This window comes from Rhodanobacteraceae bacterium, assembly GCA_016713135.1.
In the GTDB taxonomy this organism is placed as follows: Bacteria; Pseudomonadota; Gammaproteobacteria; order Xanthomonadales; family SZUA-5; genus JADKFD01.
In genome coordinates this window covers 159,179-173,203 of the sequence record JADJPR010000001.1, presented here as the reverse complement: position 1 = coordinate 173,203, position 14,025 = coordinate 159,179, and the positions used below count along the sequence as shown (strand labels likewise).

The following is a 14,025-nucleotide window of genomic DNA, read 5'->3' as shown; positions in this document are numbered from 1 at the left end:
ACCGGGCTACGCCTGAGAGATCGGTTGCCTCACGCCGCTTCAGGTAGAACAATGCGCGCCTTGCTGCAGAAGGGTGCGCATGAAGGGCAAGCCGACTTCCTTTGACATCGCCTACCACGCCGGGGTCTCGCAGGCCACCGTGTCGCGCGCGCTGCGCGGCAGCCCGCTGGTCAGCGCGGAGACGCGCAAGAAGATCCAGGCGATCGCCAAGCAGTTGAATTACAAGGTCGACAAGAACGCGTCGAACCTGCGGCGGCAGCATTCGGTGACCCTCGCGCTGCTGCTGTTCGAGGACCCGACCTCGGACGATTCGCTGATCAACCCCTTCTTCGTGACCATGCTGGCGTCGATCACGCGCGCCTGCGCGCGCCAGGGCTACGACCTGCTGGTGTCCTTCCAGCAGCTCTCCGACGACTGGCACGCCGATTACCAGGACAGCCACAAGGCCGACGGCCTGATCCTGCTCGGCTATGGCGACTACCAGCAGGCGCACCCGCGGCTGATGAGCCTGGTGGAACAGGGCACGCACTTCGTCCGCTGGGGCGCGGTGGTCGAGGGACAGCCCGGCATCTCGATCGGCTGCGACAACCACCAGGGCGGGCGCGCGATCACCGAGCACCTGCTGCGCCTGGGCCGGCGCGACATCGCCTTCATCGGCGACATCTCACCCGCCTGCCCGGAGTTCTCGGACCGCTACCGCGGCTATTGCACCGCGCTGCGCGAGGCGGGCGTGGAGATCAACCCCGAGTTGCAGGTGGATGCCGCCGATTCGACCGAGCTGGTGGGCCAGCGCGCGATGCGCCAGCTGCTGGCGCGCGGACCGCGCATCGACGCGGTGTTCGCCGCCAGCGATCTGATGGCGATCGGCGCGATGCACGCGCTCGACGAAGCCGGCCTCAAGGTGCCGCGCGATGTCGCCGTGGTCGGCTTCGACGACATCCCGATGGCGCAGTTCGCCAAGCCGCCGCTGACCACCGTGGCGCAGGACACCAAGCGCGCCGGCGAGCTGCTGGTCGAAGCGCTGCTGTGCCAGATCCGCCACCAGCCGATCAGCAGCATGATGCTGCCCGCGCGCGCGGTCGTGCGACGGTCCTGCGGCTCTTAGAAGCGGTGTTGGTGTTGGTTGTTGGTGTTGGTAACAGCCCGCACGCCGCGGCGGAGCGCTCTTTCCAACGCCAACAACCCACACCAACACCAGTCTTTCACGATGCGGCGCGCGCCAGCGCCTCGATCTCGTCCCAGCGGCCGGCGTCGATCGCCGCCTTCGGCAGCATCCACGAACCGCCGACGGTGATCACATTGGGCAGCGCCTTGTAGGCCGGCGCCTTGGCGGCGTCGATGCCGCCGGTGGGGCAGAAGCGTGCCTGCGGGAACGGACCGGCGAAGGACTTCAGCGCGGCGACGCCGCCGGAGGATTCGGCGGGGAAGAACTTGAAGCTTGGTCAGGCCCTGTTCCAGACCGAGCATCAGCTCGCTGGCGGTGGCGATCGCAGGCAGCCACGGGATCGACGCATTGCGTACGGCCGCATACAGCGTGGGCGTCGCGCCGGGGGAGATCGCGAATTGCGCGCCAGCCGCGGCCACCGCGGCGAGGTCCGCCGGCGTCAGCACCGTCCCGGCGCCGACAATCGCCTCCGGCACCTCGGTCGCGATCGCACGCATCGCATCCAGCGCGCAGGCGGTGCGCAGCGTGATCTCCAGCACCGGCAGGCCACCGGCGACCAGCGCGCGCGCCAGCGGCACGGCGTCGGCCAGGCGCTCGATGGCGATGACGGGGACGACTGGGGCCTGGTGGAGGATGGCATCGAGCGGGGTGGTTTGCGACATGACAGAGATCTCCCGAGTGCGGTCAAACGTGAAACGTGAAACGTCAATCGGAGCCGTCCCGTTTTACGTTTCACGTTTGACGTTTCACGGATTCGCGCAACGCCATCGCCGCCCCGAGCAATCCCGGCTGCGGATGGGTCACCACCTGCACACTGACGCCGTCAAGATAGGCGGCGAAGCGGCCTTTGGCGAGGAAGCGTTCGCGGAAGGCGCTGGACTTCAGGAACGGGATGAAGCGCGGCACGATGCCGCCGGCGATCATCACCGTGCGCGCGCCGTGGATCAGCGCGGCGTCGCCGGCGACCGAACCGAGCACCGCGCAGAAGCGCGCCAGGGTGCGCCGGGCGTTGAGGTCGTGGCCGTCGAGCGCGGCGGCGACGATCTGCGCCGGGTCGCGCAGGCGCTGCTGCCAGTCGGGGTGCACCGACAGATCCTCGCCCGCAGCCAATGCGGCATCGATCTGCGCAATGCCGGCGCCGCACAGCAGGCGCTCGTTCGAGCAGCGCCCGTGGCGCGCCGCCATCCAGCGCGCGATGTGCAGCTCTTCGTCATTCTGTGGCGCGAAGCTGACATGCCCGCCCTCGGTCTCGACCACCCGCCAGCCGCTCGCCGCATCGCCCACCAGCAGCGCCACGCCAAGGCCGGTGCCGGGCCCGAGCAGCGTGATCGGCCCGCGCGGCGGCAGCGCGTCGCTGCCATGCAGCAGCACCCGGTCGCCAGCGGCAAGCGCCGGCACCGCGTGCGCCACCGCGCCAAAGTCGTTCAGCACGCGCAGTTGCTCCAGCCCCAGCGCACGCTTCAGTTCCGCCTGCGAGAAAGCCCAGGCGCGATTGGTCAGCCGCACCTCGTCGCCCGTCACCGGGCACGCCACCGCCATCGACGCCCGCAGCGGCCGCGCACCGACACTCGCGAGGTAAGCCTCCGCCGCATGCTGCAGCGAGGCGTAGTCCGCCGTCGGCAGCGTGCGCTGCTGCTGCAGCTCGATGCCGGGCGCATCCACATCCGCCAGCGCGAAGCGCGCATTGGTGCCGCCGATGTCGGCGAGGAGGACGGTCATGGGGCGGGCGCGCTCCGGTGCGGGTGAGAGCAGTTGGGAAAAAGCGGGGCAAGGGGCAGGGGGCAGGGGGACTGCATTGGGGCAATTTCGAGCCGCCCTGCGGAGCATGTTTTTCGGGCGTTACGACCATCGACCAGGCGTGCGAATGCGGCGCGCCACATCCCCTGCCCCCTGCCCCCTGCCCCGCTTCCCTGCTCCATCACAAGCCCCCCAACAGCGCCGACCCGCCCTGCTCCGCCGTGCTCGCGACTGCGCGCATGTGGGCGAAGAGTTCGCGGCCGAGGCCGTGCTGGTTGCCGCTGAGGTCGATGGCGGCAGGCACGCGCGCGGCCCATTCGGCGGCGTCGACGAGTGCTTCCATCCTGCCGGCATCGGCGTCGATCGCGATCACGTCGCCCTCGCGCACCTTGGCGATGGCGCCGCCGCAGAGCGCTTCGGGCGAGACGTGGATCGCGGCGAGCACCTTGCCGGAGGCGCCGGACATGCGCCCGTCGGTCAGCAGCGCGACCTTCTGCCCGCGGTCCTGCAGCAGGGCCAGCGTCGGGGTCAGTTTGTGCAGCTCGGGCATGCCGTTGGCGCGCGGGCCCTGGCCGCGGATCACGGCGACGAAATCGCCGCTGAGCGCGCCGGCCTTGAAGGCGGCCAGCAGCGCGTCCTGCGAGTCGAACACCTTGGCTGGCGCCTCGATGCGCCGGTGCTCCGGCTTGACCGCGGAGACCTTGACCACCGCGCGACCGAGATTTCCCTGCAAGCGATGCAACCCGCCGCTGGCGTCGAAGGGTTCGGCCACGCCGCGCAGCACGCCGGTGTCCAGGCTCGCTGCCGGCGGCGCGCGCCACTTGAGCGCCAGGCCGTCCAGGAACGGTTCCTGCGCCTGCGCGCGCAAGCTGCCGCCGTGCACGCAGCGGATGTCCTCGTGCAGCAGGCCGGCGTCGAGCAGTTCGCGGATCACGTAGCCAAGGCCGCCGGCGGCGTGGAAGTGGTTCACGTCGGCGCTGCCGTTCGGGTAGATCCGGGTCAGCAGCGGGGTGGCGCGCGAGAGTTCGTCGAGATCGTCCCAGTCGATCAGGATGCCGGCGGCGCGTGCGATGGCGACCAGGTGGATCGCGTGGTTGGTCGAGCCGCCGGTGGCCGCGAGGCCGACCATCGCGTTGACGATCGCCTTCTCGTCGATGACCCGACCGATCGGCGTGTATTCGCTGCCCTGCGCGGTGATCGCGCAGGCGCGCTCGGCCGCGGCGACCGTCAGCGCGTCGCGCAGCGGCGTGCCGGGATTGACGAAGGCGCTGCCCGGCAGGTGCAGGCCCATCATCTCCAGCAGCATCTGGTTGGAATTGGCGGTGCCGTAGAAGGTGCAGGTGCCCGGGCCGTGGTAGCTCGCGGACTCCGCTTCCAGCAGTTCGTCGCGGCTCGCCTTGCCTTCGGCGTAGGCCTGGCGCACGCGCGCCTTCTCGGCATTCGGCAGGCCCGAGGTCATCGGCCCGGCGGGCACCAGGATCACCGGCAGGTGACCGTAGGACAACGCGCCGATCAACAGCCCCGGCACGATCTTGTCGCACACGCCGAGCAGCACCGCGGCATCGAACATCTCGTGCGACAGCGCGACCGCCGTGCTCATCGCGATCACATCGCGCGATAACAGCGACAGCTCCATGCCGACGCGCCCCTGGGTCACGCCATCGCACATCGCCGGCACGCCGCCGGCGAACTGCGCCGCGCCGCCGGCATTGCGTGCCGCCATGCGGATCAACGCAGGGTAGTGCTCCATCGGCTGGTGCGCGCTGAGCATGTCGTTGTAGGCGCTGACGATGGCCAGGTTCGGCCCGCGCCCGCCGCGCAGCAAGGGCTTGTCGGCGCCGGCGGCGGCGAAGCCGTGGGCGAGGTTGCCGCAGCCCAGGCGCGTGCGCGCCGGCGCGTCCAGCCGCGCGGCGTCGATGCGTTCGAGGTAGTCGCCGCGCAGCGCGGCGCTGCGGCGGACGATGCGATCGGTGACGCGGGTGAGGGTGGGGTGGTGCGACATGGGTCAGGCCTTCGCGGAAGAAAAGCGGGGCAAGGGGCAGGGGGCGGGGGAAGAGGTCTTGCGGCCTGCATCGACGGCAGGGTGGTGCGAGGAGCCCGTTCCCCTGCCCCCTGCCCCCTGCCCCGCCTTCCGCTTCTCCATCACGCGCTCCAATGCACTTCAAACTGCGGATGCGCCGAGCGCAGCAGCGCCGCCACCGGCAGCGCGCGCCAGTCGCCTTCCGCCTGCGCGCGTTCGAGCACCGCGCGCTTGTCCTCGCCGGTGATCACCAGCAGCAGCAGGCGCGAGCGCAGCAACCGCGGCAGCGACAGGCTGACGCGCGGGTGCGGGCCGGCGGCGGGCATCGGATCAGGCAGGATCGCGACAGCGTCCGCTGCTGGCGCGGCGGCGTGTCCGAGCGCCAGGTCGAGCGTCGGAGCGCCCGGAAAGATCGATGCGAAGTGTCCGTCGGCGCCCATCCCCAGCATCGCCACGTCGAAGGGCTCGGCATGCGTGGCCAGCGCGGCATTGGCGAAGGCGGCATCGGCGTCGCCGGCTGGCGCTTCCGGCACCAGCGGCAGCCAGCGGATACCGTCCGCGCCGGCGAACGCGGATTGCATCTGCGCCAGGTTGCAGTCGGCGTGTGCGCGCGCCACCCAGCGCTCGTCGCTCGGCATCACCGTGACCCGCGACCAGTCGCGCGGCTGCGCGGCGAGCTGGCGGAACACCGGCGGCGAAGTCCGCCCGCCGGCCAGCGCGAGCAAGGCCGCACCGCGCGCTGCGAGCGCTTCGTCGGTGGCCACGGCGATGCGTGCGGCGACCGCAGAGGCGAGGGCGGTGGGGTTGGGGTGAATGGTGAGTTTCATGCTTGGAGCAGAGAGAGGGAAAGTGGGAAAAGGCGGGCCGAGGGGGGGCGGGGCCCTAGGCAGCTTCGATCCGAGTCGCGGGGTGTGGATTCCGCGCGTCACGACCATCGACCAGGCACGAGAGAGCGGCAGACCACGTCCCCCGCCCCTTTCCCCTCGCCCCGCCTTTCGCATCTCCGCTTCACTCGCGCCAGCTATGCCCATGGCGCTCGATCAGCGCCACTGCGCTGGCCGGGCCCCAGGTGCCGGCGGGGTAGTTCTTGGGCGTCATGCCGGCCTGCTTCCAGGCGTTGAAGATGCCGTCGACCCACTGCCACGCGGCCTCGGTCTCGTCGCGGCGCACGAACAGGGTGCCGTTGCCCTCGATCGCGTCGAGATAGAGGCGCTCGTAGGCGGTGCGCTTGCGCACTTCTTCGAAGGCGTCGTGCAGATCGAGGTCGAGCGCCACCTGCGAGAACTTGAGGCCGCTGCGGTCGAGTCCGGGGGTCTTGGTCATCAGCGTCAGCGAGATGCGTTCCTCCGGTTGCAGCTGGATCAGCAGCGCGTTCGGCGCGATGCGCGCCTCGTCGCCGAAGATCGAGTGCGGCACCGCGCGGAATTCGAGGTAGATCTCGGTGCAGCGGCTGGGCAGGCGCTTGCCGGTGCGCAGGTAGAAGGGCACGCCGGACCAGCGCCAGTTGTCGACATGCGCGCGCAGCGCGACGAAGGTCTCGGTGCCGCTGGTGCGGCCGAGTTCGTCGCGGTAGCCGGGGACCGCGACGCCTTCGATCGCTCCGGCGGTGTACTGGCCGGCCACGCTGTGGGTGGTGGCGTCGTTCGCATCGATCGGTCGCAACGAACGCAGCACCTTGAGCTTCTCGTTGCGCACCGCGCTCGGGTCGAACTGGCTCGGCGGCTCCATCGCGGTCAGGCACAGCAGCTGCAGCAGGTGGTTCTGCAGCATGTCGCGCATCGCGCCGGAATGGTCGTAGTAATCGCCGCGGCCTTCCACGCCGACGGTTTCGCCCACGGTGATCTGCACCTGGGCGATGTGCCGCGCATTCCACAGCGGCTCGAACAGCGCATTGCCGAAGCGCAGCGCCAGCAGGTTCTGCACGCCTTCCTTGCCGAGGTAGTGGTCGACGCGGAAGATGCGTTCCTCGGCGAAGATCCGGCCGACGCCGTCGTTGATCTCGACCGAGCTGGCAAGGTCATGGCCGATCGGCTTCTCGATCATCACTCGCGTGCCCGGGCCGGCCAGGCCCGCCTGGCCGAGCGCGGTGCAGATCGGCGCGTAGAAGCGCGGCGCGGTGGAGAGGTGGAACACCACGTCGCCGTCGCGCATGGCGCAGATGGTCTCGCACAGCGTCGCCAGCGAGGCCGGATCATCGACGCCGGCCGGCTGGTAGCGCACCCGCGCGAGCAAGGCGTCCACCTGCGCCGGATCGCGCTCGGCAGCGGCCACCCGGCGTTCGATCGATTCGCGCACGGTATGCGCGAAAGCCTCGTCCGACAACACGCTGCGCCCGGTGCACAGGATGCGCAGCTTCGGCGGCAACAGGCCGTCGCGATGCAATCCATACAGCGAGGGCAGCAGCATGCGCTGCGCCAGATCGCCCGTCGCACCGAATATCACCAACAGGGTTGCCGCGTGCGCGCTCATCGTGTCCATCCGCATTCGATGGCACGGAGTATTGCGCGAGCGAAGCGGCTCGCGGGCTGAAATCGATTGCAGGGGGGTGGAGCGGTGTTGGTGTGGGTTGTTGGTGTTGGCGGGAGCAAGAGCCATACGCTCGCCCCACGCCGCTCTTTCCAACACCAACACCAACAACCAACACCCGCCCCTACCTACCCCAACTCCCGGTCATGCCAGCGCGCGAGCAGGATCTGCGCGAGGAAAGCGCCGATCAGCGCCAGGAACATGTCCCACTGGGTGTCCCAGACATCGCCCTGGGTGGCGAGGAAGGCATCCGCCGCGCCGCCCCAGATCAGCGCGGCCCACCATTCGATCAGCTCGAAGAAGGCACTGAAGGACAGTGCGGCGGCGAGCACCAGGTAGAACAGCCAGCCGCCGCGCTGCAGCGGCGTCAGGCGCAGCAGCAGCTCGCGCGCCAGGATCGCCGGCACGAAGCCCTGGGTGAAATGGCCAAGGCGGTCGTAGTGGTTGCGCGAGAGATCCAGCCAGTCCTGCACCCAGAACCCGAGCGGCACCTGCGCGTAGGTGTAGTGCCCGCCAACGATCAGCAGCAGGCAGTGCAGCGCGATCAGCACATACAGCAGGCGCGTCAACGGAAAGCGCCGCCAGGTGAGCATCAGTAGCGGCAGGCCGATCACCACCCAGATCACCTCCATGATCCACGTGAGCCGGTCGGTGGGCCCGATCCCGGACCACACCAGCGCGGCGAGCACGGAGGCGGCGAGGGCGGTTCCTTGCGCCCTGGTGAGCGTTGTCGTCGGCGCCATGCTCTGGACCCCCTTTGATGCTGGTGTTGGTGTGGGTTGTTGGTGTTGGTGTTGATTGCTGGTATTGGTGTGGGGTGTTGGTGTTGGCAAGAGCAAGGCCCGCAAGTTCAGGCCAAACTGCCAAGTCCAGCACCTGCAACCTACACCAACCGCTTCCTCACTTCCCTGGATCCAGGCCGGAGTAGTGCGAGCTTGCGGCTTCAAACCAACACCAACAACCCACACCAACACCGACTTCTCACCTCTCCATCCCCCCGCTGGCCGGCTTCGACATGATCCGGTCGATCCACGCGATCGCCAGGGCGGAGACGACGAAGGCGAGGTGGATCACGGTCTGCCAGATCACCGCGTCGCGGGTGACGTTGGCGCCGGGCTGGCCGAGGGCGCCGGCTTCGATGAAGGTCTTCAGCAGGTGGATCGAGCTGATGCCGATGATCGCGGTGGCGAGCTTGACCTTGAGCACCGCGGCGTTGACGTGCGACAGCCACTCGGGCTGGTCCGGATGGCCCTCCAGGCGCAGGCGCGACACGAAGGTCTCGTAACCGCCGACGATCACCATCACCAGCAGGTTGGAGATCATCACCACGTCGATCAGCCCCAGCACCGTCAGCATGATCACGGTTTCCGCCGAATGCAGGGCATCGGCCGGCAACCCATGGCCGAAGCCGAAGGTGGCGCCGAGCAGATGCCACAGCTCGCGCAGGAAGTGCACCACATAGATGCCCTGGGCGACGATCAGGCCGAGGTACAGCGGCAGCTGCAGCCAGCGCGAGGAAAAGATCAGCGCGGACATCGCGCCGAGGCGGGGCTTCTGCGGTTCGGACATGGCTGCGTTCGCAAGTTGGTTGGCGCGGATACTACGGCGTGCGCATCGAAGGTCGATCAGGGTGACTTCCCACAGGGGTCGCCACCCTGCCCTGCCTGTACGATGGCGTTCCGTGCAACCGACAAAGGAGCCGCGCAATGGGTGTCTTCGAGATGGTGGTCGCTATCGTGCTGATCATCGACCGTCTGCCGGACTCGTCTCGCGCTGGCTCAAGTTCAACGAGCGCCGACAGGCGCAGCCGCCGGCAGACGATTTGCTGCGCCGCGAAGTCGCGTCCCTGCGCGAGCGCGTCGCCACGCTGGAGCAGATCGTCACCGACCCGGCCTTCGAGCTGAAGCGCCAGTTCGCCGCGCTGGAGACGCGCAAGGCGGCCTGAGCCCCTACCCGGTCTCCTCGGCAAGCCGTCGCAGGCGCGCTGCGGTGTCCGCGTCGGCCGGGTAGAAGCTCTCCAGCGCGAGTTCCGCCAGGGTGATGTCGACCGGGGTGCCGAACACCGTGATGGTGCTGAACAGCGCCAGCTCGCCGAGCGGGCTGCGCAAGCGGAACAGCGTGAGCACATCGGGTGCCGGCGAGGTGTAACCGCCCGGCTGGTCCTCGCCGGGCAGTACCGGCATGGCCGCCAGCTCCTGCAGCAGTTCTGCGAGCGTCGCATCCCCGCTGGCGGCGACCTGCGCGCGCAGCCGCGCGAGCAGATGGCGGCGCCATTCCCCGAGGTTGACGATCAGCGGCGCCAGGCCTTGCGGGTGCAGGGTGACGCGCAGCACGTTGCAGGGCGCGGCGCGCAATGGCGCCGCCACGCCCGCGAGGAACAGCCCGGCCATGCGGTTGCCGCGCACCAGGTTCCAGTGGCGGTCCACGACCAGCGCGGGATAGGGCTCGTGCGCCTGCAGCAGGCGTTCGAGCGCCTGCAGCGCCGGCGCCAGCGGCGTGGCGGTGAGCGCGCGCTCGTCGTAGTGCGGGGCGAATCCCGCCGCGAGCAGCAGGCGGTTGCGTTCGCGCAACGGCAGCTGCAGCAGCTCCGCCAGGTGCAGCAGCAGGCCGCGGCTGGGCCGCGAGCGGCCGGTCTCGATGAAGCTCAGGTGGCGCGTCGAGATCTCGGCGTCAAGCGCCAGGTCGAGCTGGCTCAGCCGGCGACGCTGGCGCCAGTCGCGCAGAAGGGTGCCCGGCGGTGGGGTGGTGTCCATGCGCCCATGCTACGGAAGCACGTGCGCCGCGGGCATTACCTCGGAGGTAATCGACGCACCTCGGCGGCTGCCCTGGAATGGCGTCACCATCGTTTGAGGAGAATCGCCATGACCCCCGCTCCCCTGCTCCGTTTCGCACTGCGCCTGGATGGCGTGGCCAGCGTCGCTGTCGGTCTGCTGGTCTGCCTGGGCCTGGGCGCCGCGGCCGGTGCTCTGGGAGCGCCACGCACGGCGCTGCTGGGCACCGGATTGTTTTGCATTGGCTATGGGGCGCTGGTGTTCTGGCTCGGCTCGCGGCCCTACCTGCGCCGCATGGCGATCTTCGCGATCGCACTGGGCAATGGCCTGTGGGCGGCCGGCAGCGTCGTGCTCGGCTACTCCAGCTGGCTCGCACCGACCTCGCTGGGCCTGGCCTTGCTGCTCGCCCAGGCGGCCGCGGTCGCGCTGTTCGCCGGGCTGCAGTACCTCGGGCTGCGCCAATCGCTGCCGGCGGCATGAGCGGGCGCATCCTCGCCATCGCGCTGGCGCTTTCCGCGCTGATCCACCTGCTGCCGCTACCGGGCCTGCTCGGCGGTGCGGAATTGCAATCGCTCTACGGGCTGGCGCCGCTGAATGCCACCGGCGAGTTGCTGCTGCGCCACCGGGCGTTGATGTTCGCGCTGGATGCGGGCCTGCTGCTGTGGGCCATCCGCGCTCCCGCGCTGCGCCGGCCGGCGATTGCGTTGACGCTCGCCAGCGACGCGGGTTTCCTGCTGCTCGGCCTTGGCGGATTGCCGCCCGGGCTGCTGCGGGTGGCCGCATTCGATGTCGCCTCGATCCTTCTGCTCCTGCTGGGCGCCGTCTGCGTCCACCGCGCCCAGGCCGGTTGATCGCCGCGGCATCGGCCGCACCCCGCGCTGCATTCGTATGCGCGCCCCATGGTGCAGTGCACCAGAAGCCTGGAACTCGCCTACACTGGGATGGAAGAAGGCAACCGGGGTACTCCCGCGTTCCGGCTTCCCCTTCCCTTTTTCCAGGCACCTCCCGCATGGCCCGTTCCGTCGTCTTCGAACCCCAGGACCAACCGCTGCGCGAGGACGTCAGCCTGCTCGGCCGGCTGGTCGGCGAGATGCTGTCGGACCAGTTGGGGTCGAGTTTCTTCCAGTTGCTGGAACAGGTGCGGCGCTGCGCCATCCTGCGGCGCGAGGGCGAGCCGGCGCGGCTGGCGGAGCTGTCTGCATTGCTCGGCGATCTGCCGGTGGAGCGCGCCACCGACCTGGTGCGCGCCTTCTCCAGCTATTTCCAGCTGGTCAACCTGGCCGAGCAGGTGCACCGCATCCGCCGCCGCCGCGAGCACCAGCTGGCCGATGCCGGCCCGCAGCCGGGCGGCGTGATGGACGGATTGCAGCGGCTGCGCGAGGCGGGCGTGCCCGCGGACGCAGTGCGCGAAGCGCTGGCGAAGCTGACGCTGGAGCCAGTGTTCACCGCGCACCCGACCGAGGCGACGCGGCGCACCATGCTGGAGAAGGAGCAGCGCATCGCACGCGCGCTGATCGAGCGCCTGGACACCAGCCGCACCCCGGATGAGGACCGCGCGCGGCTGGCACAGATGCGCATGCACATCACCGGCGCCTGGCAGACCGCCGAGTACTCCCCGGTTCGTCCGAGCGTCGAGGAGGAGCGCGAGCATGTGCTGTTCTACCTCTCCGACGTGCTGTTCCGCGCGGTGCCGGCCTGCTACGCCGAGTTCGAACGCTGTATCGCGGCGACCTACCCCGAACTGGCGAATGGCCTGCAGCGGCGCCCGCTGCTGCGCTTCGGTACCTGGGTCGGCGGCGACATGGACGGCAACCCGAATGTCGGCGCCGACACCATCCGCGAGGCGCTCGCGGCGCACCGGCGCGTGCTGTTCGCGCGCTACCTCGCCGAGCTGAAGGAGCTGGCGCTGATCCTCAGCCAGTCGGCCTCGCGGGTGGCGATCGACCCGGCGGTGGTGCAGCGGGTGGCCGAGTACAGCCGGCGCATGCGCCGCGCGTGGTCCGGAATTCCGCGCCGGCATCGCGACATGAGCTACCGCTGCCTGCTGACCCTGGTCGCGGCGCGCCTGGGCGCCACCCTGGAGGACCGCGACGGCGCCTACGCGGACCCGCAGGAATTCCTGTCGGACCTCGACCTGGTGCGCCTGTCGCTGCTGCGCAATGGCGGGCGGCATGCGGGCCTGTATCCCTTCGAGCGCTTCCTGGCGCGCGTGCGCACCTTTGGCTTCCACCTCGCCGCGCTGGACGTGCGCCAGCACGCCGAGGTGCACCGCGCGGCGCTCGGCGACTGCACCGGCGGCGCGCCGTGGGCGCAGCGCAGCGCGGAGGAACGCCGCGCGCTGCTGCACGCCGCCATCGGCGGCAGCGAAGTGCCCTTGCCCGGCGCCGGCGAGTCCACCCGCAGCGTGCTGGAGGTGTTCCGCGCGCTGGAACAGAGTCGCGCGCGCTACGGCGCGGCGGCCATCGGCGTGTTCATCGTCAGCATGAGCGAGAGCGCCGACGATGTGCTCGCGGTGCTTGCCCTGGCGCGCATCGCCGGCGCGCGCGGAGCGATTCCGCTGGATGTCGCGCCGCTGTTCGAGACCGTCGCCGACCTCGCCGCGGCGCCGCGCATCCTGACCGAACTGCTGGCCGACCCGGTCTACCGCGAGCACCTGCGCGCGCGTGGCGACCGCCAGGTGGTGATGCTCGGCTACTCCGACAGCAACAAGGATGGTGGCATCGCCGCCTCGCGCTATGCGCTGCAGGAGGCGCAGGCGGAGCTGTCGGCGATCGCCCACGCAGCAGGCATCGATCTGTCCTTCTTCCACGGCCGCGGCGGCACCGCCAGCCGCGGCGGCGGACGCACCGAGCGCGCGGTGATGGCCGCGCCGCATGGCAGCGTCAACGGGCACCTGCGACTGACCGAGCAGGGCGAGGTGATCCACCGCAAGTACGCGATTCGCGCGATCGCGCTGCGCAACATCGAGCAGGCCTTCAGCGGCTTGCTGCACGCCACCCTGAACCCGCTGCCGCCCGACCCGCGCGAGGGCGCCTGGCGCGCGTGCATGGCGCGCATCGCCGGCATCAGCCGCGACAGCTATCGCGACCTGGTCTATGGCGACCAGGCTTTCGCCGAGTATTTCCGCGCGGCCACGCCGATCGATGTGATCGAGCGCATGAAGATCGGTTCGCGCCCCTCGCTGCGCAAGGGCGATGTGTTCCGCATCGAGCAATTGCGCGCGATCCCGTGGGTGTTCGCCTGGTCGCAGAGCCGCCATGGCCTGCCTGGCTGGTATGGCCTGGGCAGCGGCCTGGAGGCCGCCTGCCGCGAGGAGGGCGACGCGCGCATCGCCGAAATGGCACGCGACTGGCCCTTCTTCCGCCTGCTGCTGGAAGATGTCGAGATGGTGCTGGCCAAGGGCGACGCCGGCATCGCCGCGCAGTACTCGGCGCTCGCCGGCCCGCTGCACGCGCGCTACTGGCCGCTGATCGAGGCCGAGTGGCAGCGCACCACCGAGTACATCCTCAAGCTCAAGGGCGCGAGCGAGTTGCTCGGCTACGATCGCCGGCTGCAGCGCACCATTCGCCTGCGCAACCCCTACGTGGATCCGATCAGCGTGCTCCAGGTGGACTTGCTGCGCCGCTGGCGCCGCGGCGAGCGCCAGGACGACTCGCTGTTCCAGGCCCTGGTGTCCACCGTCAACGGCATCGCCCGCGGCTTGCAGAACACCGGGTGACAGCCCTGATCAACCCGGAGACGCCAAGCGCAGGGACAAAAGCACCCGAGACGCCTTGTCAGCGTTCCTCCACGTCCTCCGTGCCTCC

At 70.0% G+C, this 14,025-nt stretch carries 12 protein-coding genes and 1 pseudogene; 5 read left to right on the top strand and 8 right to left on the bottom strand.

All coding sequences use genetic code 11. The features are described from left to right. The first annotated feature begins 79 nt into the window (after nt 1-79). A complete protein-coding gene (locus IPK27_00645; GenBank protein MBK8066170.1) occupies nt 80-1,105 on the top strand; it encodes a LacI family DNA-binding transcriptional regulator in 1,026 nt (341 codons plus the stop codon). A gap of 97 nt (nt 1,106-1,202) precedes the next feature. On the opposite strand, the pseudogene eda reads toward IPK27_00645, so the two are convergent. The 7 genes and pseudogenes from eda to IPK27_00610 all read right to left on the bottom strand — a co-directional run bounded on the left by eda (nt 1,203) and on the right by IPK27_00610 (nt 9,017). Next, a pseudogene (gene eda / locus IPK27_00640) lies at nt 1,203-1,827 on the bottom strand (bifunctional 4-hydroxy-2-oxoglutarate aldolase/2-dehydro-3-deoxy-phosphogluconate aldolase). A 70-nt stretch (nt 1,828-1,897) separates the two neighbouring features. Further along, nucleotides 1,898-2,884, bottom strand: a complete 987-nt coding sequence (gene glk, locus IPK27_00635) for a glucokinase (protein MBK8066169.1) — start codon at nt 2,882-2,884, stop codon at nt 1,898-1,900. A gap of 199 nt (nt 2,885-3,083) precedes the next feature. Next, on the bottom strand, nt 3,084-4,904 hold the full coding sequence (locus IPK27_00630; GenBank protein ID MBK8066168.1) for a phosphogluconate dehydratase: 1,821 nt from the start codon (nt 4,902-4,904) through the stop codon (nt 3,084-3,086). 140 nt (nt 4,905-5,044) lie between these two features. Beyond that, entirely contained in the window at nt 5,045-5,749 is a 705-nt protein-coding gene (pgl, locus tag IPK27_00625; protein ID MBK8066167.1) for a 6-phosphogluconolactonase, read from the bottom strand. Between the two features lie 181 nt (nt 5,750-5,930). Further along, entirely contained in the window at nt 5,931-7,391 is a 1,461-nt protein-coding gene (zwf, locus tag IPK27_00620; GenBank protein ID MBK8066166.1) for a glucose-6-phosphate dehydrogenase, read from the bottom strand. A gap of 185 nt (nt 7,392-7,576) precedes the next feature. After that, complete coding sequence (locus IPK27_00615) at nt 7,577-8,191, bottom strand: DUF2238 domain-containing protein (protein ID MBK8066165.1); 615 nt, start codon at nt 8,189-8,191, stop codon at nt 7,577-7,579. Nucleotides 8,192-8,429: 238 nt separating this feature from the next. Then, nucleotides 8,430-9,017, bottom strand: coding sequence for a TIGR00645 family protein (locus IPK27_00610; protein ID MBK8066164.1), 588 nt, complete (start codon nt 9,015-9,017; stop codon nt 8,430-8,432). Nucleotides 9,018-9,129: 112 nt separating this feature from the next. On the opposite strand from IPK27_00610, the gene IPK27_00605 reads away from it, so the two are divergent. Next, nucleotides 9,130-9,393, top strand: a complete 264-nt coding sequence (locus IPK27_00605) for a hypothetical protein (protein ID MBK8066163.1) — start codon at nt 9,130-9,132, stop codon at nt 9,391-9,393. Nucleotides 9,394-9,397: 4 nt separating this feature from the next. On the opposite strand, the gene IPK27_00600 is transcribed toward IPK27_00605, so the two are convergent. Next, a complete protein-coding gene (locus tag IPK27_00600) occupies nt 9,398-10,201 on the bottom strand; it encodes a helix-turn-helix transcriptional regulator (protein MBK8066162.1) in 804 nt (267 codons plus the stop codon). 108 nt (nt 10,202-10,309) lie between these two features. On the opposite strand from IPK27_00600, the gene IPK27_00595 reads away from it, so the two are divergent. From IPK27_00595 to ppc, 3 genes are all read left to right on the top strand, one after another. After that, on the top strand, nt 10,310-10,699 hold the full coding sequence (locus tag IPK27_00595) for a hypothetical protein (protein ID MBK8066161.1): 390 nt from the start codon (nt 10,310-10,312) through the stop codon (nt 10,697-10,699). Then, nucleotides 10,696-11,070: a phosphopantetheine adenylyltransferase gene (locus IPK27_00590; GenBank protein ID MBK8066160.1), complete on the top strand. Its 375-nt coding sequence runs from the start codon at nt 10,696-10,698 to the stop codon at nt 11,068-11,070. Before IPK27_00595 ends, IPK27_00590 begins: the two co-directional genes overlap by 4 nt. 158 nt (nt 11,071-11,228) lie before the next feature. Next, nucleotides 11,229-13,937, top strand: coding sequence for a phosphoenolpyruvate carboxylase (gene ppc / locus IPK27_00585; protein ID MBK8066159.1), 2,709 nt, complete (start codon nt 11,229-11,231; stop codon nt 13,935-13,937). Nucleotides 13,938-14,025 lie beyond the last annotated feature (88 nt).

Excerpts from the sequence above, each read along its gene's own strand:
- ppc (MBK8066159.1), top strand. The coding sequence starts at position 11,229 with ATGGCCCGTTCCGTCGTCTTCGAACCCCAGGACCAACCGCTGCGCGAG.
- glk (MBK8066169.1), bottom strand. The coding sequence starts at position 2,884 with ATGACCGTCCTCCTCGCCGACATCGGCGGCACCAATGCGCGCTTCGCG.
- zwf (MBK8066166.1), bottom strand. The coding sequence starts at position 7,391 with ATGAGCGCGCACGCGGCAACCCTGTTGGTGATATTCGGTGCGACGGGC.
- pgl (MBK8066167.1), bottom strand. The coding sequence starts at position 5,749 with ATGAAACTCACCATTCACCCCAACCCCACCGCCCTCGCCTCTGCGGTC.
- IPK27_00600 (MBK8066162.1), bottom strand. The coding sequence starts at position 10,201 with ATGGACACCACCCCACCGCCGGGCACCCTTCTGCGCGACTGGCGCCAG.
- IPK27_00630 (MBK8066168.1), bottom strand. The coding sequence starts at position 4,904 with ATGTCGCACCACCCCACCCTCACCCGCGTCACCGATCGCATCGTCCGC.
- IPK27_00595 (MBK8066161.1), top strand. The coding sequence starts at position 10,310 with ATGACCCCCGCTCCCCTGCTCCGTTTCGCACTGCGCCTGGATGGCGTG.
- IPK27_00645 (MBK8066170.1), top strand. The coding sequence starts at position 80 with ATGAAGGGCAAGCCGACTTCCTTTGACATCGCCTACCACGCCGGGGTC.
- IPK27_00615 (MBK8066165.1), bottom strand. The coding sequence starts at position 8,191 with ATGGCGCCGACGACAACGCTCACCAGGGCGCAAGGAACCGCCCTCGCC.
- IPK27_00610 (MBK8066164.1), bottom strand. The coding sequence starts at position 9,017 with ATGTCCGAACCGCAGAAGCCCCGCCTCGGCGCGATGTCCGCGCTGATC.
- IPK27_00590 (MBK8066160.1), top strand. The coding sequence starts at position 10,696 with ATGAGCGGGCGCATCCTCGCCATCGCGCTGGCGCTTTCCGCGCTGATC.